This is a genomic window from Streptomyces sp. NPDC050121 (assembly GCF_044460385.1).
In the GTDB taxonomy this organism is placed as follows: Bacteria; Actinomycetota; Actinomycetes; order Streptomycetales; family Streptomycetaceae; genus Streptomyces; species Streptomyces soliscabiei.
The window spans coordinates 94,918-114,367 of the sequence record NZ_JBITJV010000010.1 but is presented as its reverse complement, the minus strand read 5'-3'; the positions used below and the strand labels follow the sequence as shown (position 1 = coordinate 114,367).

General features: G+C 72.1%; 17 protein-coding genes. 10 read left to right on the top strand and 7 right to left on the bottom strand.

Translation table 11 applies throughout. The features are described 5' to 3' along the window. Window positions 1–240: 240 nt before the first annotated feature. Together ACIBTS_RS17565 and ACIBTS_RS17560 are read left to right on the top strand one after the other, a co-directional pair. Window positions 241–1,446, top strand: a complete 1,206-nt coding sequence (locus tag ACIBTS_RS17565; protein WP_399320273.1) for an esterase/lipase family protein — start codon at window positions 241–243, stop codon at window positions 1,444–1,446. A 209-nt stretch (window positions 1,447–1,655) separates the two neighbouring features. Continuing rightward, window positions 1,656–2,219 (top strand): dihydrofolate reductase family protein, encoded by a 564-nt coding sequence (locus tag ACIBTS_RS17560; RefSeq protein ID WP_319674581.1) that lies wholly within the window; start codon window positions 1,656–1,658, stop codon window positions 2,217–2,219. A gap of 93 nt (window positions 2,220–2,312) precedes the next feature. Here ACIBTS_RS17560 and ACIBTS_RS17555 read toward each other — a convergent pair whose 3' ends face one another. From ACIBTS_RS17555 to ACIBTS_RS17545, 3 genes are read right to left on the bottom strand one after another with little or no spacing between them, the layout of a single operon-like run. Continuing rightward, a complete protein-coding gene (locus tag ACIBTS_RS17555; RefSeq protein WP_399320498.1) occupies window positions 2,313–3,110 on the bottom strand; it encodes a sugar phosphate isomerase/epimerase family protein in 798 nt (265 codons plus the stop codon). A 38-nt stretch (window positions 3,111–3,148) separates the two neighbouring features. Further along, window positions 3,149–4,303 carry a dihydrodipicolinate synthase family protein gene (locus tag ACIBTS_RS17550; RefSeq protein ID WP_399320271.1) on the bottom strand — a complete coding sequence of 385 codons (1,155 nt, stop codon included), beginning with the start codon at window positions 4,301–4,303 and terminating at the stop codon, window positions 3,149–3,151. Beyond that, window positions 4,300–5,457 carry a Gfo/Idh/MocA family protein gene (locus tag ACIBTS_RS17545; RefSeq protein ID WP_399320269.1) on the bottom strand — a complete coding sequence of 386 codons (1,158 nt, stop codon included), beginning with the start codon at window positions 5,455–5,457 and terminating at the stop codon, window positions 4,300–4,302. The genes ACIBTS_RS17550 and ACIBTS_RS17545 overlap by 4 nt, the downstream gene beginning before the upstream one ends. 316 nt (window positions 5,458–5,773) lie before the next feature. On the opposite strand from ACIBTS_RS17545, the gene ACIBTS_RS17540 reads away from it, so the two are divergent. From ACIBTS_RS17540 to ACIBTS_RS17530, 3 genes are all read left to right on the top strand, one after another. Beyond that, a complete protein-coding gene (locus ACIBTS_RS17540; RefSeq protein ID WP_399320267.1) occupies window positions 5,774–6,820 on the top strand; it encodes a LacI family DNA-binding transcriptional regulator in 1,047 nt (348 codons plus the stop codon). 205 nt (window positions 6,821–7,025) lie between these two features. Continuing rightward, a complete protein-coding gene (locus ACIBTS_RS17535) occupies window positions 7,026–7,991 on the top strand; it encodes a GNAT family N-acetyltransferase (RefSeq protein ID WP_399320265.1) in 966 nt (321 codons plus the stop codon). Continuing rightward, window positions 7,988–8,788 carry a sugar phosphate isomerase/epimerase family protein gene (locus ACIBTS_RS17530; protein WP_399320264.1) on the top strand — a complete coding sequence of 267 codons (801 nt, stop codon included), beginning with the start codon at window positions 7,988–7,990 and terminating at the stop codon, window positions 8,786–8,788. Before ACIBTS_RS17535 ends, ACIBTS_RS17530 begins: the two co-directional genes overlap by 4 nt. Window positions 8,789–8,869: 81 nt before the next feature. Here ACIBTS_RS17530 and ACIBTS_RS17525 read toward each other — a convergent pair whose 3' ends face one another. From ACIBTS_RS17525 to ACIBTS_RS17510, 4 genes are read right to left on the bottom strand one after another with little or no spacing between them, the layout of a single operon-like run. After that, window positions 8,870–9,454, bottom strand: a complete 585-nt coding sequence (locus tag ACIBTS_RS17525; RefSeq protein ID WP_399320262.1) for an RBBP9/YdeN family alpha/beta hydrolase — start codon at window positions 9,452–9,454, stop codon at window positions 8,870–8,872. Next, window positions 9,451–10,107: a GNAT family N-acetyltransferase gene (locus ACIBTS_RS17520; protein WP_399320261.1), complete on the bottom strand. Its 657-nt coding sequence runs from the start codon at window positions 10,105–10,107 to the stop codon at window positions 9,451–9,453. Before ACIBTS_RS17520 ends, ACIBTS_RS17525 begins: the two co-directional genes overlap by 4 nt. Next, window positions 10,104–11,423 carry a 3-phosphoshikimate 1-carboxyvinyltransferase gene (gene aroA / locus ACIBTS_RS17515; RefSeq protein WP_399320259.1) on the bottom strand — a complete coding sequence of 440 codons (1,320 nt, stop codon included), beginning with the start codon at window positions 11,421–11,423 and terminating at the stop codon, window positions 10,104–10,106. Before aroA ends, ACIBTS_RS17520 begins: the two co-directional genes overlap by 4 nt. 5 nt (window positions 11,424–11,428) lie before the next feature. Beyond that, window positions 11,429–12,466 carry an EamA family transporter gene (locus ACIBTS_RS17510; protein WP_399320257.1) on the bottom strand — a complete coding sequence of 346 codons (1,038 nt, stop codon included), beginning with the start codon at window positions 12,464–12,466 and terminating at the stop codon, window positions 11,429–11,431. An 87-nt stretch (window positions 12,467–12,553) separates the two neighbouring features. Between ACIBTS_RS17510 and ACIBTS_RS17505 the strand changes: the two genes are divergently transcribed. The 5 genes from ACIBTS_RS17505 to ACIBTS_RS17485 form a co-directional block, all read left to right on the top strand. Beyond that, a complete protein-coding gene (locus tag ACIBTS_RS17505; RefSeq protein WP_399320255.1) occupies window positions 12,554–13,462 on the top strand; it encodes a LysR family transcriptional regulator in 909 nt (302 codons plus the stop codon). 370 nt (window positions 13,463–13,832) lie between these two features. Next, window positions 13,833–15,647: a glycoside hydrolase family 3 protein gene (locus tag ACIBTS_RS17500; protein WP_399320253.1), complete on the top strand. Its 1,815-nt coding sequence runs from the start codon at window positions 13,833–13,835 to the stop codon at window positions 15,645–15,647. A gap of 207 nt (window positions 15,648–15,854) precedes the next feature. Beyond that, window positions 15,855–16,490, top strand: a complete 636-nt coding sequence (locus ACIBTS_RS17495; RefSeq protein WP_399320252.1) for a hypothetical protein — start codon at window positions 15,855–15,857, stop codon at window positions 16,488–16,490. An 82-nt stretch (window positions 16,491–16,572) separates the two neighbouring features. Further along, a complete protein-coding gene (locus ACIBTS_RS17490; protein WP_399320250.1) occupies window positions 16,573–16,899 on the top strand; it encodes a CU044_2847 family protein in 327 nt (108 codons plus the stop codon). Continuing rightward, window positions 16,896–19,450, top strand: a 2,555-nt coding sequence (locus ACIBTS_RS17485) for a trypsin-like peptidase domain-containing protein (RefSeq protein WP_399320248.1), incomplete at its 3' end; no start/stop codon positions are given. The genes ACIBTS_RS17490 and ACIBTS_RS17485, both read left to right, overlap by 4 nt.

Here is a 19,450-nt window from a genome sequence, read left to right as displayed (position 1 = left end):
GGCACGGGACGGTAAGGGTTGCACGGTCCGCGAGAAATTTTTCCGCGTGAATTCGGCATGGGCCAGGCGAGGAACAGGTAAGCGAAGAGAACAGGCCAACGGCACATGCCGGATGCATCAAACCATTCCCGCGCGTATTCCATCAGTTGTGGTGAACACCCTTGATCCGATGGGCGTTTCGCCCGGATCGCCCCGCATGCTGACGTCGTCTCTGCCGCCTCTTCCGCGAGGAGTACGACCATGTCCGAGACGACCGAACCCAACGTCGGCACGTTCACCCTCGGCGACCCGCTGACCCTCGAACCGGCCAACCCGGTCGACGTACCGGAGCACGAGGAATGGACGCTGCCGAACGGCTTCGCCTGGGTTTTCCCCGGCGAGGGCAACAACGGCCGTCTCGTCCGGCCCGTGATCATGGCCGACGGCTTCAACCTCGGCCGCAGCGAGCTCGACAAGCTCTACCAGGGACTGGAGGGCGGCTTCCCGTTCGTCACCGAACTGCGCCGGCGCGGCAGGGACGTGATCCTGCTCGGCTTCGAGGAGCGCAGCGCGTCCATCCTGGACAACGCGCACGCAGTCGAGGCCGCCATCGTGCGGGCTGCCGCCGAGCAGGTCGGCGGCAGCCGGCTGGTGGTCGGCGGCTTCAGCATGGGCGGCATCGTCACCCGCTACGCGCTGGCCAAGATGGAGGCCCAGCGGAGGGATCACCGGACCGCCCTGTACTTCTCCTACGACAGCCCGCACCGGGGCGCCTCCATCCCGGTCGGCGTGCAGGCGTTCTCGTACTTCATCCCGTTCCCGAACGACTTCGCGAAGCAGATGGACAGCCCGGCCGCGCGCCAGATGCTGTGGCGGCACTACGACAAGGAGACCGGGAAGATCGGGGTCGCCAAGGAGCGCACGGACTTCCTGGCCGCGCTGGACCGGCTCGGCGGCTGGCCACAGATCCCGCTCAGGATCGCCGTGGCCAACGGTCGCGGCGACGGCGTCGGCCTGCCCGACGTGCCGCCCGGCGACGTCGCGCTGCGGATCGACCGCATCTACCCCGGCACCACCTTCTACACCCAGGCCCAGGGCGACGACGTGACGGTCGCCTACCTCAACCGGAGATTCCCCAAGGCGGAAAAGACCATCACCACCAGCGGTTTCCCGGAGCTGGACGGCGCGCCCGGAGGCACGCTGCACACGTACGAGATCCTCGCCGAGACGCTGCGGAAGCTCGGCGGCACGGTGGACCTGCGGCACGGGGAGGTGTGCTTCGTCCCGTCGGTGAGCGCGGTCGCCGTCCGCGAGGTCGAACGCCAGCCGGACCTGTACATCAACATCGACGAACTCGCGCCGGACGAAAGCGAGTTGGACGAATTCCTCTGCTCGTCCACAACCACCGCCCACACGGCCATCACCGAGGAACTCTGCACCTGGCTCCTGGACCGCCTCCCTGACTGAGCATCCACGAGGGGGGTGTCCGAGCCCACTGGCGGCCTCCCGGGGCACGCAGACGTCCCGCCGGGCAGGCGAACCGGCGGGGCGGTCGGAGCGGCTTGGCGGGCGCCGGGATTCAGGAAGGGTCGCCAGGGAATCTTCCGCGAGTCGCGATGAGTTCGGGGGTGTCCGGCAGTCGTAGTGTCGAAACCCGGTATCGAGGAGGCCTTCTGATGCGCAGCGTGACCTATTCGATGAGTGTCTCGCTCGACGGCTACATCGTCGGGCCGGACGGCGGCTTCGACTGGTCGGCGCCCGACGAGGAGGTCTTTCGCTTCTGGATCGACGACATTCGGGAGGTCGGCGTCCACCTGATGGGACGACGGCTGTACGAGACGATGCTGTACTGGGAGACCGCCGAGCAGGAGCGATCGCTCGACGCCGCAGAGCTCGAGTGGACCGCGCTCTGGAAGCCGCTCCCGAAGGTGGTGTTCTCCACCACGCTGTCGGCGGTGCAGGGCAATGCCCGCCTGGCCTCCGGCGGCCTCGCGGAGGAGATCGAGCGGTTGCGGGCCGAGCCGGGCGAGGGCGAGATCGCGATCGGTGGCGCGACTCTCGCCGCCGAGGCGGCCGCCTCGGGTCTGATCGACGAGTACCGGGTCATCGTCTACCCGGTGCTGGTCGGCGGCGGCATTCCGTTCTTTGCCCGAAACGAGCGCCGGGTGGATCTCGAACTCGTCGAGACCCGCACCTTCGGCTCGAAATTCGTCTACCTCCGCTACCGCGTGGCGCGCTAGCCGGCTCGTCCCCCGAGCCGGAGCCGTTCGGTGGCCGGAGAGAGGGCGACCTGCCATCCCCCGTCTCCTCTCTCCGGCCACCGCCGCCGAGGCCTACGCCGTGTGCTCCAGGAACCGGGCCGCCGTCTCCGCGAGGACCTCGCGGCCGTCGCGGGCCCACAGCCCGTCGTTGAAGAGTTCGACCTCGATGGGGCCGGTGTAGCCGGCCGCCTCCACGTAGCTCTGCCATTCGCGCATGTCGATCGCGCCGTCGCCGATCTGGCCGCGACCGTTCAGGACGCCCTCGGGCAACGGGGTCGTCCAGTCGGCGAGTTGGAAGGTGTGGATGCGGCCGGACGCCCCCGCCCGCGCGATCTGGGCGGGGGCCCGGTCGTCCCACCAGATGTGGTACGTGTCGACCGCGACGCCGACCTGGTGGGCCGGGAAGCGTTCCGCGAGGTCCAGGGCCTGGGTGAGGGTCGAGACCACGCAGCGGTCGGACGCGTACATCGGGTGGAGGGGCTCGATGGCCAGCCGGACGCCGTGCCGCTCCGCGTACGGGCCCAGCTCCGCCAGGGCGTCCGCGATGCGCTCCCGCGCGCCGTGCAGGTCCTTCGAGCCGGCCGGGAGGCCACCGGAGACCAGGACCAGCACCTCGGTGCCGAGGGTCGCGGCCTCGTCGATGGCCCGGCGGTTGTCGGCCAGGGCCGCCGTCCGCTCGGCCGGGTCGATGGCCGTGAAGAAGCCGCCCCGGCACAACGTCGTCACCGTCAGGCCCGCGTCGCGGACCAGCTTCGCGGTCGCCTCCAGACCGTGACTCTGGACCGGCTCACGCCACAGGCCGACGTTCGTCACGCCCAACTCGCGGCAGACATCGGCGAGTTCGGGCATCGACAACTGCTTGACCGTCATCTGGTTGATGGAGAAGCGGGACAGGTCCCCGAGAGCGCTCACTGGTTCACCCCGTACAGCGACAGCAGGTTCTTCATGCGTTCCTCCGCCAGCTTCGGGTCCGGGAACAGGCCTAGACCGTCGGCGAGTTCGTAGGCGCGGGCGAAGTGCGGGAGGGAACGGGCCGACTGCAGGCCGCCGACCATCGTGAAGTGGGACTGGTGGCCAGACAGCCAGGCCAGGAAGACCACGCCCGTCTTGTAGAAGCGGGTGGGGGTCTGGAAGAGGTGGCGGGAGAGGTCGACCGTCGGGTCCAGCAGCGAGCGGAAACCCGCCACGTCTCCCGTGTCGAGGACGCGCACCGCCTGAGCCGCCAGGGGGCCCAGGGGGTCGAAGATGCCGAGGAGAGCGTGGCTGAAGCCCTTCTCGTCGCCCGCGATCAGCTCCGGGTAGTTGAAGTCGTCGCCCGTGTAGCAGCGGACGCCCTGCGGCAGCCTGCGCCGGATGTCGATCTCGCGTCCGGCGTCCAGCAGGGAGACCTTGATGCCCTCCACCTTGTCGGGGTGGGCCGCGATGACCTCCAGGAACACCTCCGTCGCCGCGTCCAGGTCCGGCGACCCCCAGTAGCCCTCCAGCGCCGGGTCGAACATCGGGCCCAGCCAGTGCAGGATCACCGGCTCGGCGGACTGGCGCAGCAGGTGGCCGTAGACGTCCAGATAGTCCTCGGGGCCGGTGGCGGCCGCCGCCAGGGCCCGGGACGCCATCAGGATCGCCTTGGCGCCCGACTCCTCCACGAGGGCGAGCTGCTCCTCGTAGGCGGCGCGGACCTCGGCGAGGGAGGCCGGGGCGGTGAGCTGGTCGGTGCCGACGCCGCAGGCGATGAGCCCGCCGACGGACTTGGCCTCGGCGGCCGATCTGCGGATCAGTTCGGCCGCGCCCGCCCAGTCCAGGCCCATGCCGCGCTGGGCGGTGTCCATCGCCTCGGCGACGCCGAGGCCGTGGGACCACAGGTGACGGCGGAAGGCGAGGGTGGCGTCCCAGTCGACGGCGGCCGGCGAGTCCGGCGACACGTCCGCGAACGGGTCGGCGACGACGTGCGCCGCCGAGAAGACCGTGCGGGAGGTGAAGGGGGCGCCGGTGGTGACGGCGAGGGGTTCCGTGCGGGGCTCGTACGACCGCAGGGCGCCGGTGGGGTCCGGGAGTCGGATCGTCACAGCGTGACCTCCGGGACGTCGAGGCGGCGGCCCTCCGCCGAGGACCTCAGGCCCAGCTCGGCGAGCTGGACGCCACGGGCGCCGGCCAGCAGGTCCCAGTGGTAGGGGGCGTCGGCGTAGACGTGCTTGAGGAACAGCTCCCACTGGGCCTTGAAGCCGTTGTCGAAGTCCTGGTTGTCCGGGACCTCCTGCCACTGGTCGCGGAAGGCCTCGGTGGCGGGGATGTCGGGGTTCCAGACCGGCTTGGGGGTGGCGGACCTGTGCTGGACACGGCAGTTGCGGAGTCCGGCGACCGCCGAGCCCTCCGTGCCGTCCACCTGGAACTCCACCAGCTCGTCGCGGTTGACGCGGACCGCCCAGGAGGAGTTGATCTGGGCGATCGCGCCGCCGTCGAGCTCGAAGATGCCGTAGGCGGCGTCGTCGGCGGTGGCGTCGTAGGGCTTGTCCTGCTCGTCCCAGCGCTGCGGGATGTGGGTGGCGGTGAGGGCCTGGACGGACTTCACGCGGCCGAACAGCTCGTGGAGCACGTACTCCCAGTGCGGGAACATGTCGACGACGATGCCGCCGCCGTCCTCGGCGCGGTAGTTCCAGGACGGGCGCTGGGCGGTCTGCCAGTCGCCCTCGAAGACCCAGTAGCCGAACTCCCCGCGGATGGACAGGATCCGGCCGAAGAAGCCGCCGTCGATGAGGCGCTTCAGCTTGAGCAGGCCCGGCAGGAACAGCTTGTCCTGGACGACGCCGTGCTTGATGCCCTTGGCGTTCGCGAGGCGGGCGAGCTCCAGGGCGCCGTCGAGGCCCGCGGCCGTCGGCTTCTCGGTGTAGATGTGCTTGCCCGCCGCGATCGCCTTCTTGATGGCCTCCTCGCGGGCGGACGTCACCTGGGCGTCGAAGTAGATGTCGACGGTCGGGTCGGCGAGGACCGCGTCCACGTCGGTGGAGACGTTCTGCGGATCCAGACCGTGCTGCTCGGCCAGCGCCTTCAGCGCGTACTCGCGGCGGCCGACGAGGATCGGTTCCGGCCACAGCACGGTGCCGTCCCCGAGGTCGAGGCCGCCCTGTTCGCGCAGGGCCAGGATGGAGCGGACGAGGTGCTGGCGGTAGCCCATGCGCCCTGTCACGCCGTTCATGGCGATTCGCACCGTCTTGCGTGTCACGTCGATCCCTTCGTAGGCGTCGTGCGCAGCATGCCTGCGCTATTCGTACGCGTTGTGCGCGCCGCGTACGCCTTTTCCTGATCAGCGTTACAGCAAGCGCTTTCTATCCAAGGAGAAGCTAGCCTCTGACCAGCGGTCCGGACAAGACCGCGTCCGTCCCGATTTGTTCGAGGGGGCGAACGACAGGGGTGCGGGGCCGTAAGGTCTGCTCGACACGCCCGGAACCGCACCGTCATGGCGGCTGTCTACCAGGGCGTACGACGACGTACGACAACGTATGACGTATGACGAGATGCGTGACCGGAGGACGACGAAGATGACGGTGACCCTGGCGGACGTGGCGGCCCGCGCGCAGGTCTCGCCCGCGACGGTGTCGCGCGTGCTGAACGGGAACTACCCCGTCGCCGCTTCCACCCGGGAGCGGGTGCTGCGGGCGGTCGACGAGCTGGACTACGTGCTGAACGGGCCCGCGAGCGCGCTGGCGGCGGCGACGTCCGACCTCATCGGCATCCTGGTGAACGACATCGCCGACCCCTTCTTCGGGATCATGGCGAGCGCGATCCAGCAGGAAATCGGGGGGCCGGGCGGCCGGGCGGGCGGCGAGCGGCTGGCGGTGGTCTGCAACACCGGGGGCTCACCCGAGCGTGAGCTGACCTATCTGACGCTGTTGCAGCGGCAGCGGGCCGCGGCCGTGGTGCTGACCGGCGGGGCCATGGAGAACGAGCCGCACGCGGCGGCCGTGGCGGCGAAGCTGCGCAGGCTGGGCGAGGCGGGGACACGGATCGTGCTGTGCGGCCGGCCGCCGGCGCCCCAGACCTCGGCGATCGCACTGACCTTCGACAACCGCGGCGGCGGACGGGAGCTGACCGAGCACCTCATCGGGCTCGGCCATCGGCGGCTCGGCTACATCGCGGGCCCGGAGGAGCGGACGACGACCCGGCACCGGCTGGAGGGCCACCGGGCGGCGCTGGCCGCGGCCGGCATCGAGGAGGACCCGCGCTGGACCGTGCACGGCCGCTACGACCGGCGGGCGGGCTACGAGGCGACGCTGGAACTGCTGCGCCGGGACCCGTCCCTGACGGCGGTCGTCGCCGCGAACGACTCCGTCGCGCTGGGCGCGTGCGCGGCGCTGCGGGAGTCGGGGATGCGGATCCCGGACGACGTGTCGGTGGCGGGCTTCGACGACCTTCCCTTCAGCATCGACGCGGTGCCCTCCCTCACGACGGTGCGGCTGCCGCTGGCCGAGGCGGGCGCCCGCGCGGGCCGCATCGCCATGGGCCGCGAGGAGCCACCGCCCGGCGGGATCGCCACCGTGCGGGGGGAGTTGATGGTGCGGGGGTCCACGGGGGCGCCGCGGGGGTGAGGACCGACGGGACATCGGCAGTACCGAAGGTGGGGGTGCCCGGAAGTCGGGGTGCCGGAGACCGGGGTGCTGAAGGACGGAGTGCCGGAGACCGGGTACTGGAGGTCGGGTACTGGAGGGTGGTCGGGTTTGGGGGCTACGCTCGGCGGGACGGTTTCTCTGACTGAGTCAGAGATGTCTCCACGGCGAGGGGATCGGGTCGGTCATGACAGGGCAGACAGTCCAGACAGTCCAGGAGTTCCGTGCCTTCAACCGCTTCTACACGAACGTCATCGGCGCCCTCGACTACGGACGCCACCTCTACGCCCCCTACAGCCTCACCGAGTCCCGCGTCCTGTACGAACTCGCGCACGCGCCCCGCACGGACGCGGCCGATCTGCGGGCCGCGCTCTCGCTGGACTCGGGCTATCTGAGCCGGATCCTGAACCGGTTCGAGCAGGACGGACTGGTGGAACGGGTGCCGTCCGAGGAGGACTCGCGGCGGCGCCGTGTCGTCCTCACCGAGCGCGGCCGGGAGGCCGCCGCTCTGCTCGACGAGCGGGCCCAGGACAGCAGCGGCACGCTGTTGGAGAGCGTCGCGCCCGCCGACCGGGCGCGGCTCTCCGCGGCCATGCGTACCATCCGCCACCTCCTCGGTGAACAGCGAGGCGAACAGCCACCGGAGTCCCAGGAGGTCCTGCTGCGCGAGCCGGAGCCCGGCGACCTCGGGTGGATCGTGCAGCGCAACGCCGCGCTCTACACGGCCGAGTACGGCTTCGACGCCGACTACGAGGGGCTCGTCGCCCGGATCGTCGCCGACTTCGCCCAGGACCACGATCCGCGCCGGGAGCGGGTGTGGATCGCCGAGCTGGCCGGGCGGGCGGTCGGCTGCGTGATGTGCGTACGGGACGAGGCGCCCGGCACCGCCCGACTGCGGCTGCTGCTGGTCGAGCCGGACGCGCGCGGCCACAGGATCGGGGACCGGCTGGTCGGCGCGGTCGTCGCGTTCGCCCGCGAGGCCGGCTACGACGACGTCGTCCTGTGGACCAACGACATCCTGTCCACCGCCCGGCACATCTACCGCCGCCACGGGTTCACGCTCACCGCCGAACGCCCCCATCACTCCTTCGGCAAGGACCTGGTGGGCCAGGACTGGCGACTGGATCTACGGCGAGTAGGGTCCGAGGCATGAAGCTCGCCTTCTCCACCCTCGGAGTTCCAGGACTGTCCGTACCGGAGGTACTGGCGCTCGCGTCCGCGCACGGCTACCACGGCGTCGAACTGCGCGCCCATCCGGAGGAACCGGTCCATCCCGGCATCAGCCCGGACGAGCGGGCGGCCGTGGCCGCCGCGTTCCGGGCCGCCGGGGTGGCGGTGCTCGGGATCGCCGGGTACGCGCGGGTCGCGGCTCCCGGGGACGACGCTGCGGTCGTCGAGGAGGTCAGGACGCTGATCGACCTCGCCGTGGACCTGGGGGCGCCGTACGTCCGCGTCTTCCCGGGCGGGGCCGACGGACAGTCGGCCGCCGACGCCGACGCCGTGGCGGCGCGCCGGCTGGGTACGGCCGCCGAACACGCCGCCGACCGTGGCGTACGCATCCTGCTGGAGACCCACGACTCGCACCGCACCGGAGCGGACGCGATGCGCGTGCTCGGGCTGGTCGGGCATCGGCAGGTCGGTGCGCTGTGGGACGTCATGCACACCTGGCTGGGCGGCGAGCAGCCGCTGGAGACCTACGCCGCGCTCTCGCCGTATCTCGGGTACGTGCAGGTCAAGGACATCGCCTCGGCCGAGGACACCACCCCGCTGGCGCTCGGCGCCGGGGTGCTGCCGCTCGCCGAGTGCGTGGAGGTGCTGACGCGGCACGGCTGGGACGGGTGGCTGTGCTGGGAGTACGAGAAGCGGTGGTACGAGGCCGCCCAGCCGTTGCCGGAGCTGCTGGACGACGGGCGCAAGCACCTCGGACGGCTGCTCAACGACTCCGCGTGAGCGACGACTCCGGGTGAGCGACGACTCCGCGTGAGCGACGACTCCGGGTGAGCGACGACTCCGGGTGAGCGGCATCACGCGCTACCGCGCCCTGAACTTCGCCTCCCCGTCGGCGCACCACTCCAGCACCGAGGGCCAGGAACCGTAGCCCGCGTCCAGGTCGAGGTGGGCTGCGCCGGGGAGGAGTTCGGCGGTGAGGCCCAGCGGGTCGCCGTAGACCGTCTGGACGCCTTCCGGGCAGTACGGGTCGTCGTCGCCGGCGACGAGCCGGGTGGGGGTGGGGAGTTCGAGGGCGTCGAGCGGCGGGGGCACGAACTCCGCGACCTCGGGGTAGCCGGCGAGCACCGGGCCGGACGGCGGAGCCACCAGCAGGACGCGGTCCACGTCGCCGACCCCCGGTGTCTCCCGCGCGACGGCGTGCAGCCAGAGGGGGACGGAGAGACTGTGGGCGACCACCACACGGTCGTCGGCGTCCGGCAACTCCCTCAGATGCCGCTCCAGTTCGCCCAGCCACTCCGGCAGGCCGGGGTCGTCCGGGTCGGGCAGCTGCGGGTAGACGACATCGTGGCCGAGTGCGGTGAGGCGGTCGGCGAGCCAGTGCTGCCAGTGGTCCTCGGGGCGGTGGTTCTGCCAGCCGTGGAGGATGAGGAAGGAACGTGTGGTCATGATCCCGCTGCTTTCGGTGCTTGCCGTGCCTGCCGTGCTTTCGACGCCACCCGTTCCTCCAGCCGTGCCCGGCGCTCGGGCCATTCGTCCGCCGTGATCGAGAAGATCGCGGAATCACGGAGGCGGCCGTCCTCGCCCGGGGCCCGGGAGCGGGACCAGTTGCGCAGGACGCCCTCGAAGCGGGCGCCGACGCTCTCTATGGCGGCGCGGGAGCGGGCGTTGCGGGCGTCGGTCTTGAGGTCGACGCGGGCGACGCCCCACTCCTCGAAGGCGTGCCGGAAGAGGAGGAGTTTCGCCTCCGCGTTCACGCCGGTGCCCTGGGCGGAGGCGGCGAGCCAGGTGAAGCCGACCTCGACGGCGTCGAGTCGGTCCTCGTCCCGCCAGCTGCGCGGTTCCCAGTACGAGGTGGCGCCGACCGCCCGTCCCGAGGCGAGGGACACCTGGGCGTAGGGCGCGAGCCGGCCCGTGGCCGCGCGGGCGAGCTGGGCGTCGACGTAGTCGCCGACCTCGTCGGCCCGGGGCACCCACGTGAACGTGTACGTCCCCCGATTCTCCTCGGCCGCCGCCGCCAGTTCGGCCGTGTGCCGCCGCTCCAGCGGCTCCAGGCGGACCAGCGTGCCCTCGAGAACCGGCCCCCGCAGTATGAACGTCACCCGATCAAGTCCTTCCTCAGCTCCGCGAACGCCTCGTGGAAACCGGGGAAAGTCTTACGGACACAGCCCGGGTCGTCGAACGAGATTCCTGGGACGCGCAGACCGGTCACCGCGAAGGACATGACGATGCGGTGGTCGCCGTAGGTCTTGATGTCGGCGCCCGTGGGAGAGCCGCCCGCGGGAGAGCCGCCCGTAGGAGGGCTGCCCGTGGGAGAGCCGCCCGTAGGAGGGCCGCCCGCGGGAGAGCCGCCCGCGGCGGGGCGGATCTCGATCCAGTCGTCGCCCGTGGCCACCTCCACGCCCAGCCGCCGCAGGTTCTCCGCGCAGGCATCCAGCCGGTCGCACTCCTTGACGCGCGTGTTCGCCACGTCCTCGATGCGTACGGGTCCGGAGGCGAAGGGGGCGATCGCGGCGAGGGTGGGCATGGTGTCGGAGATGTCCCGCATGTTGACGGTGACGCCGTTGAGTTCGCCGGTCCCGGCCACGGTCGTACGGTCGGCGCCGACGTCCACCCGGGCGCCCATCCGCCGCAGGACGTCCACGAAGCCCAGGTCGCCCTGGAGCGCGCCCGCGCCGAGGCCCGGCACGGTCACCTCGCCGCCGGTCACCGCGGCCGCCGCGAAGAAGTAGCTCGCAGTCGACGCGTCGGGCTCGATGGCGTAGGTCGTGGCCCGGTAGCCGCCCGGCGGGACGACGTACGTGTTCCCCTCGCGGCCCACCTCCGCCCCGAACGCCCGCATCATCGCGATCGTGATCTCGACGTACGGGACCGAGACCAGGTCGGTGACCGTGATGCGCAGGCCGGTGCGGGTGAGCGGGCCGAGCAGGAGGAGGGCGGTCAGGTACTGGGAGGACTGGCCGGCGTCCAGCACCACCTCGCCGCCCTCGACTCCGGCCGCCCGCACGGTCAGCGGGTGGTGGCCCTCCGCCGCCTCGTGCCGCAGGTCCACGCCCAGGTCACGCAGGGCGCGGGTGAGCGGGAGGAGGGGGCGGCGGCGCATCTGCGGGGAGGCGTCGAAGCGGTAGGTGCCGTGGCCGGCGGCGGCGAGGGTCGGCAGGAAGCGGGCCGTGGTCGCGCCGTCCCGGCAGTAGACGTCGGCCTCGGCGAGCGCCGGCCCCTGCGGGCGGCCGTCGACCTGCCAGGCGTCCGGGGTCCGTCCGACGCGGTAGCCGAGCCGCGTCAGACCCTCGGCGAACCCCTCGGTGTCGTCGGACCGGAGGGGGCGCTGGAGGGTGGTGACGCCGTCGGCGGCCGCGGCCAGGAACAGGGCGCGGGCGGTGATGGACTTTGAACCGGGGATGTCGACGAGGGCCATGCCCCTCATGATCCCGCGCCGGTACGCCCCGCTGCCGGTACGTCCACGGGATGGACGACGGTCGGTGCGGCGTCCTGTGGGTGAACAGACGGGGGATCGGCCGGGGGATCGGCCGGGGGAACGGACGGGGGAACGGACGGGGGAACGGACGGAGGAACAGGCAAGCGAACCGCCGGGGGGACGGCCCTCTTCGCCGGCGCCAGTGACGTCAGTGCGACCCCGCCCACCAGTAGCGCGGCCGCGCACCAGCGCAGGCCGCTCACCGGCTCGTCGAGGAACAGCGCGGCGGACGTCATGCCGAAGACGGGGACGAGGAGGGAGAAGGGGGCCACCGTGGACGCCGGGTGGCGGTGCAGCAGCCGGCCCCAGGCGCCGAAGCCGAAGACCGTGGTGACCCAGGCGACGTAGACGACCGTTGCGACGCCCTGCCAGTCGAGCCCGCGCAGTGCGGCCAGGTCCCTGGACGGGCCCTCCGTGAGGAGGGAGAGGGTGAGCAGCGGCAGGACCGGGACCGTGCTCACCCAGACCATGAAGTTCAGGGCGTCCGGCGGGGACGCCTTGCGGGTCAGGACGTTGGACACCCCCCAGCAGGCCGCCGCCGCGATGACGAGCGCGAACGCGCCGAGCGGGCCCGAGGCGCCCTCGTCGACGGCCGCCACCGCGATGCCGGCGAGGGCCACGGCCATGCCCAGCACCCGGAACCGGGTGGGGCGTTCGCCGAGTACGGCGAAGGCGATGACGGCGGTGAAGACGGACTGTATCTGCAGGACCAGGGAGGACAGCCCGGCCGGCATGCCCGCGTCCATGCCGACGAACAGCAGCCCGAACTTGGCCACGCCCAGCACCAGGCCCACCGCCACGATCCACTTCCAGGCCACCTTCGGGCGGCCCACGAAGAACACCGCGGGCAGCGCCGCCGTGAGGAAGCGCAGCGCCGAGAAGAGCAGCGGCGGGAAGTGGTCGAGGCCGATCTCGACGACGGTGAAGTTCACGCCCCAGACGGCGGCGACGAGAACGGCGAGAAGGACGTGGGCGGGTCGCATACGTCGAGGATCACTGGTGCGGACCGTGAAGCACCAGCGATGATTACTGCACGGTTGGATGAAGCAACACTACCGATTGGACCTGCGGTGCTTGATCTCCAACGCCTCCGCGCCCTGCACGCCGTCTCCGTCCACGGCACGGTCGGCGCCGCGGCCGCCGCCCTCGGCTACACCCCGTCGGCGGTCTCCCAGCAGATCGCCAAGCTGGAACGGGAGACCCAGACGGTGCTCCTTGAGCGGGAGGGGCGCGGCATCCGGCTCACCGACGAGGCGCTCCAACTCGCCGCCACGGCAAAGGAGTTGCTGGCGATCGTCGAGCGTGCGGAGACCGAGTTGGAGGAGCGGCGCGGGGTGCCGGCCGGGCGGCTGACCCTGGTGGCGTTCCCCTCGGCGGCCCGCGGCCTGCTGCCGTCCGTCCTCGCCGAACTGGCCCGCGCGCACCCCGCCCTGGACGCCCGGCTCAGCGAGGTCGACCCGCACCTGTCGGTGGACCTGGTCGCGAAGGGCGCGGTGGACCTCGCCGTCGCCCACGACTGGGACATCGCCCCACTGCCGGCCCCGGCGGGTGTCGAACAGGCGGTGATCGGGGACGACCTGTGCGACCTGCTGGTCCCCGAGGGCCACCCCTTCGCGGGGCGTACGGCGGTACGGCGGGAGGAGCTGGGCGGTGAGCGCTGGATCTGCCAGCCGCCCGGCCGGGTCTGCAACGACTGGCTGATGCGCACCCTGCGCGCGGCCGGGCACGAGCCGGACGTCGTCCACACCGCCGAGGAGAACCCCACCCTCGTCGCCCTGGTCGCCGCCGGCCTCGGCGTCGCCCTCGTCCCCCGGCTCGGGCGCGGCCCGCTGCCGCCCGGGGTGGTGGAGGTGCCGCTCGACCCGATTCCCGTACGGCGGCTGTACGCGCTGTGGCGCACGGGCGCGGCGCGGCGGCCGGCGATCGCGGAGACGGTGCGGGTGCTGCGCGAGCAGTGGCCGCGGGTGTCGGCCCACTGAGGGGCGAGTGACCCGCATGCCTCTGCCGGCCGCGTCCCAGAAGTCCGCTCACGTCCCGCCCGTACCGACTTCCGGAAATCCGGGCGTGAGCGGGAACCCCGTCCGAGGCCCGCTCGTCCAACTCGCAAGCTGTCGGACGAGTCCTCTCGGTGCGGTGTCGGCCCTCGCCACTGGCTGCGATCGCTGACCCACCCTCTCCGCCGCACCGCGAACCGGCAGTCGAGCCGTCATCGGCGCGCCCCCCTCCAATGCGCCGATGGCGGCGCCGCTCCAGGTAGCGTGCGCCACCGGACCCCCTCCCGGACCCCCCACCCGGACCCCCACCCGGCCCCCGGCCTCCGCGGCCTTCGGCCTCCGGTAAGGAGCGCACATGCCCTCCCGACGCACCGTCCTCGCCGCCACCGCGGGTGTCACCGCCGCCTTCACCGCCGCCTTCACCGTCGGCGCGGCGGCGTCCGCGAGCGACCGTGACCCGAGCGCCCTCCTCGCCGGGATGACGCTGGAGGAGAAGGTCGGTCAGGTCTTCGTCTCGCGGGTGTACGGCCACTCGGCGACCGCCCCCGACCGGGCCGACGTCGACGCCAACCGCACCGAACTGGGCGTACGCACGGCCGCCGAGCTGCTGGCCCGCTACCGGCTCGGCGGGATCATCTACTTCACCTGGGCGCACAACATCCGTGACCCGCGGCAGCTCGCGGAGCTCTCCAACGGCATCCAGCGGGCCTCGCTCGGGCAGCCGCGCGGTCTGCCGGTGCTGATCTCCACCGACCAGGAGCACGGTGCCGTCTGCCGGGTGGGCAGGCCCGCCACCCTCTTCCCGGGCGCGATGGCGATCGGGGCCGGCGGCTCGCGCGCCGACGCCCGCACGCTCGGGCGGCTCTCGGGCCGCGAGCTGCGGGCGATGGGCATCCGGCAGGACTACTCCCCCGTCGCCGACGTCAACGTCAACCCGGCCAACCCGGTCATCGGCGTGCGTTCCTTCGGCGCCGACCCGGACGCGGTGGCCGCGCTGGTCGCGGCGGAGATCGAGGGCTACCGGTCGGCGGGGGTGGCGGCGACCGCCAAGCACTTCCCCGGGCACGGGGACACGGCCGTCGACAGTCACACCGGCTTCCCCGTCATCACCCATACGCGTGAGGTGTGGGAGACGCTGGACGCGGCGCCCTTCCGGGCGGCGATCGCGGCCGGGGTCGACTCCCTCATGACCGCCCACATCCTGGTCCCCTCCCTGGATGCCTCCGGCGACCCCGCCACCCTGTCCCGTCCCGTCGTCACCGGCCTCCTGCGCGAGAAGCTCGGCTACGACGGGGTCGTGGTCACCGACGCGCTCGACATGGCGGGGGTGCGCACGAAGTACGGCGACGACCGGGTGCCCGTGCTCGCCCTCAAGGCGGGCGTCGACCAGCTCCTCAACCCGCCCAAGCTGGACGTGGCCTTCAACGCCGTCCTGAAGGCCGTCCAGGACGGGGAACTCACCGAGCAGCGGCTCGACGAGTCGGTCCTGCGGATCCTGCGGCTGAAGGCCCGGCTGGGGCTCTTCGACGAGCCGTACGTCGACCCGGCCGAGGTCGCGCGGACGGTCGGCACGCGGGCGCACCTCGCGGCGGCCGACGGGATCGCGGAGCGGACGACGACACTGCTGGCCAACGAGGGGCAGGTGCTGCCCCTGTCCCCCCGGACCCACCCCCGCGTCCTGGTCGTCGGCGCCGACCCGGCCTCCCCCACCGGCACCACGGGCCCGCCCACCGGCGTTCTGGCCGCCGCCCTCACCGAACTGGGCTTCACTGCGACGGCCCTGGCCACGGGCACGGCCCCGCCGCCCGAGACGATCGCCCAGGCGGTCACGGCGGCGGGCACGGCCGACGCCGTGGTGGTGACGACGTACAACGTGACGGCGGACGGCGGGCAGCGCACGCTGGTGGAACAACTGGCGAAGCACCTGGCGCCGGCCGGTCGTCCGCTGGTGGCGGTGTCGATCCGCAACCCGTACGACGCGGCCCGACTGCCTTTGGTGAAAGCCCACTTGGCGGCCTACTCCTGGACCGACGTCGAACTGCGGGCCGCCGCCCGGGTGATCGCCGGGACGGTCGCACCGCGCGGGAAACTGCCGGTGCCCGTGCGACGGGCGGACGATCCGACGCAGGTGCTGTACCCGATCGGCCACGGCCTGACATACCGGGCCTGACGTATCGGGCCTGACGTACCGGGCCTGACGTATCGGGCCTGACGTACCGGGCCTGACGTATCGGCCGTACGCCGAGCGCCGAGCGCGCGCCCCGCACCCACGCGCAAAGCACTCCACGCGGCTGGCGTGCGCCGGGCGTGACGGGTCACGCTGGTCAGGCCCTGTTCGTCGGGGCACCGGAGCGTCGGGGCAGGTGGGGGGAGGCCGATGCGCGGGAGCCGGTCCGTGAGGGTGGCCTGCGGGACGCTGACCGCCACCCTCCTGCTGACGGCATGTCAACTCCTGTCCTCGGACGACGGCTCCGACGGCAGCGCGCCTACGACAGCGCGAACGCCTCCCTCCTCCCTGGCCCCCGTCTCCGGCTCCGGCCCGCTCTTCCTCGCCGTCGGCGAGTGCAGCTCCTTCGGGACGACCAGCTTCACCGAGGTGCCGTGCGGCGGGGAACGGGCGGCGGCGCGGGTCGTCGCCCGACACGACGGGACGGCCGTCGAGGGCCCGCCCTGCCCGCCGACCACCGACTTCGTCCTCCACATCGGCGAACAGCCCACCGAGACCGGCACCGGCTCCATCTGGCAGGGCTACGCCTGCATGCGCACCCTCCAGCCGCCCCACCCCGGCGACCCGGGCGCCGGCGGCGGCCCCCGCACGATCGTCGGCGACTGCGTCTACGGCACGGGCCACGGCCAGGTCCGTGAGACGGCATGCGACGGCTCGGGCACGCGAACCCCCCAGTACAAGGTGATCAAGGCGGTACCGTCCCGCGCGAACTGCCCACCGTCCACGGCCCTGTACGTCCAACTCGGCGGCGCCCCGAACCCGGTGGGATGCGCCCGGCCGGTGTGACATGCGCCCTCGCTGGGACGCCGCCTCCCCCGTACAGCCCACCCGGCATGCCGCATGTGCCAGTGCCGAGGAGGCTGGTGGCATGGTGACTCCTCTGACCCGGATTCCGCTGGACGGCGGCGGCTCCGTTCTGGTCGAGCAGCCGGCCGCCGCGTGGGACGGGCCGGTGAAGGCCGGCCGGGTCGGCGACGCGGTGCGCGAGATGCCGGCGACCCTGCAAGGGGCGCTGGAGCCGATCACTCAGGCCGCCCGAGCCACCCTCGACCAGTTGCGCAAGGCTCGCGCCGACGAGATCACCGTCGAGTTCGGCATCGACCTCGCGGTGGAGGCGGGGGCCGTGATCACCAAGAGCCAGGCCGGTTGCCATCTGAAGGTGACCATGTCCTGGAAGAGCGACGGTTCCTCGTGACCGACGCGGAGAACCGGACGCCGGGCGGTCCGCCGGGGGGCGGCGTCGCATCCGATCTGCTGACCGCCGTCGCCCGGATCCTCGGGCCGGACGGGTCGGTGGCCGGGGCGGGGTTCCTGGTGGCCCAGGGGATCGTGGTCACCTGCGCGCACGTCGTCGAGGCCGCCGGTGGCGGACCAGGGGCCGCGGCCCTGCTGTCGTTTCCCCATCTGAAGGCCGCGGGACGCGTCGAGGGTGACGTCCCGGGCGACCTGTGGCGTGCCGCCGAAGCCGGGGATGTGGCGTTCATCCGGCTGAGGGACGGTATGCCGGCCGGGGCGCGGCCGGTGCCGCTGGGCTCGGCGGAGGGACGCCGGGGCCATGGGGTGCACTCGTACGGGTTCCCTGCGCAGGCCCCGCCGGAAGGACACTTCGGCTACGCCGTGACCGGCGACCTGCTGCCGGGCACGGATGGCAGGGGCCCGCACCTGCAACTGACCGCCGCGAACGACCTCACCACCGGCTTCAGCGGCGGGCCCGTCCTGGACGAGGTGACCGGACTGATCATCGGCATGCTCACGGAGATCACCGCGCCGGACGAGTTCGAGCGGGGGCAGGGCATCGCGTATGTCACACCGACCCAGGTCCTCCGCGAGATCCTGCCGGAACTGACCGAGCAGGACGTGTGCCCGTACCGGGGCCTTGAGCCGTTCACCGCGGAGCACGCCCGCTGGTTCCAGGGCCGGGCGGAGGCGGTACGGCAGGTTGTGACGAACCTCGCCCGGCAACGCCGGCTGAACCTGCTGCTGGGGCCGTCGGGGTCGGGCAAGTCATCGCTGATCCAGGCGGGGGTGCTGCGGGCGCTGGCGGAGGGGGAGGTGGCGGGGAGTGATCGGTGGCTGCCCGTTCTCACCCGGCCGAGGCAGGACATGCTGGCCGAGATCGAGCGGGCGGGGCTGCCGGGGGCGAGCGAGGACGGGATCGTGGCGGCGGTCAACCGCAGGCTGGCGGCCGAGGCCTCCTACCAGCGCGTCCTGCTGGTCATCGACCAGTTCGAGGAGCTCCTCGTCCAGACCGGCAACGGCCGGCTGCGAGAGTTCCTGGCCGTCATCGACGAGGTCACCTCGGCCGCCGACGCCTACACCAAGATCACCGTGATCCTGATCATGCGGGACGACTTCTATCCTCAACTGGCGTCCCTGGCACCTCGGTTGCTGCAAGCCGCGATGCCGGGACTCCTGAACGTGCCGGGCACCCTGAGCCAGCAGGACCTGCACGACATCATCGTCCTGCCCGCCCTGGACGTGGGACTCCGCTTCCAGCCGGGACTGCCCGAGCGGATCATCGGCGACGTCCTGGACATCACGCCCGAGGCGGCCATCACCCGTGAGGCGCCTGTCACCGTGCTGCCCCTGCTGGAGATGACGCTCAGCCAGCTGTGGCAACGGCGGCAGGACGGATACCTGACCCACGAGGCGTACCGGCGCATCGGGGCGGTCAGCGGAAGCGTGACGACGTGGTGCGACAGCGCCCTGAGCGAACTGTCCGCGGAGCAACGGGCCATCGCCCGGCGGACGCTGACCTCCCTGGTGCACCCCGCCGACCCCAGCCACCACATCACGGCCGTCCGCACGCAGGTCCCCCTCGACGAACTGCGCGACCTGGCGGCCGACCCGAGCGACACGTCCGACAGAGAGAACGCGGCCGTCGACGACGTCATCGCCATGCTCGCACGTCATCGCATCATCACCACCCAGACGCTTCGGGCACCGCAACACCCCGGCGCTCCTCCCGGGGAACCGGTGGCCGAGCTGATCCACGAGGCTCTCATCCGCGACTGGGGCGCACTGCGCGAGTGGGTCGACCAGGACCACCGCTTCCAGGAGTGGCTCGAACACATCCGTGAGCGGCAGGCCCGATGGTCCACGGAGAAGGATCCCGGGGACCTGCTCAGCGGGACGGCACTCGCGGAGGGGCTGGAGTGGTCACGGCGACGCCATCTGCCGTCCGACATCGCGGAGTTCCTCACGGCCAGCCGACAGCGGCAACGGGCGGTGATCCGACGGAGCAGGCGACTGAACGCGGTGCTCGGGGGGTTGCTGGTGCTGGCGCTGGTAGCCGCGGGCGTTGCGATCTCGCAGTGGCGGTCGGTGAACGAGGCGCGGCATGTGGCGTTGTCCCGGCAACTGGCCGCACAGTCCAACGAGGTCAGCGGCACGAACACCGATCTCGCGTCGCTGCTGGCGATCCAGGCGTATCGCAGCGATCACACTGCCGCGGCCGTGGAAGACCTGCGGACCATGGCCGCGCTTCTGTCGGCGCATCGGCGCCTGTCGGGACACACCGGCGATGTGTACCGGGTGGCGTTCAGCCCCGACGGCCGCATCCTCGCCAGTGCCAGCGCGGACAAAACCGTACGGCTGTGGGATGTGGGCACCGGCAAGCTCCGCCGCATCCTCAATGGGCACTCCGGCAAGGTGTGGTCCGTGGCCTTCAGCCCCGACGGCCGCACGCTTGCCACCGCAAGCGACGACAGGACGATCCGGCTCTGGAACGCCGACACCGGCAAACC

What these genes read in the sequence shown, in the direction of transcription:
- ACIBTS_RS17535 (WP_399320265.1), top strand. Translation starts at nt 7,026, where the DNA reads ATGACAGGGCAGACAGTCCAGACAGTCCAGGAGTTCCGTGCCTTCAAC.
- ACIBTS_RS17490 (WP_399320250.1), top strand. Translation starts at nt 16,573, where the DNA reads ATGGTGACTCCTCTGACCCGGATTCCGCTGGACGGCGGCGGCTCCGTT.
- ACIBTS_RS17555 (WP_399320498.1), bottom strand. Translation starts at nt 3,110, where the DNA reads ATGACGGTCAAGCAGTTGTCGATGCCCGAACTCGCCGATGTCTGCCGC.
- ACIBTS_RS17495 (WP_399320252.1), top strand. Translation starts at nt 15,855, where the DNA reads ATGCGCGGGAGCCGGTCCGTGAGGGTGGCCTGCGGGACGCTGACCGCC.
- ACIBTS_RS17525 (WP_399320262.1), bottom strand. Translation starts at nt 9,454, where the DNA reads ATGACCACACGTTCCTTCCTCATCCTCCACGGCTGGCAGAACCACCGC.
- ACIBTS_RS17530 (WP_399320264.1), top strand. Translation starts at nt 7,988, where the DNA reads ATGAAGCTCGCCTTCTCCACCCTCGGAGTTCCAGGACTGTCCGTACCG.
- aroA (WP_399320259.1), bottom strand. Translation starts at nt 11,423, where the DNA reads ATGGCCCTCGTCGACATCCCCGGTTCAAAGTCCATCACCGCCCGCGCC.
- ACIBTS_RS17500 (WP_399320253.1), top strand. Translation starts at nt 13,833, where the DNA reads ATGCCCTCCCGACGCACCGTCCTCGCCGCCACCGCGGGTGTCACCGCC.
- ACIBTS_RS17510 (WP_399320257.1), bottom strand. Translation starts at nt 12,466, where the DNA reads ATGCGACCCGCCCACGTCCTTCTCGCCGTTCTCGTCGCCGCCGTCTGG.
- ACIBTS_RS17565 (WP_399320273.1), top strand. Translation starts at nt 241, where the DNA reads ATGTCCGAGACGACCGAACCCAACGTCGGCACGTTCACCCTCGGCGAC.
- ACIBTS_RS17560 (WP_319674581.1), top strand. Translation starts at nt 1,656, where the DNA reads ATGCGCAGCGTGACCTATTCGATGAGTGTCTCGCTCGACGGCTACATC.
- ACIBTS_RS17540 (WP_399320267.1), top strand. Translation starts at nt 5,774, where the DNA reads ATGACGGTGACCCTGGCGGACGTGGCGGCCCGCGCGCAGGTCTCGCCC.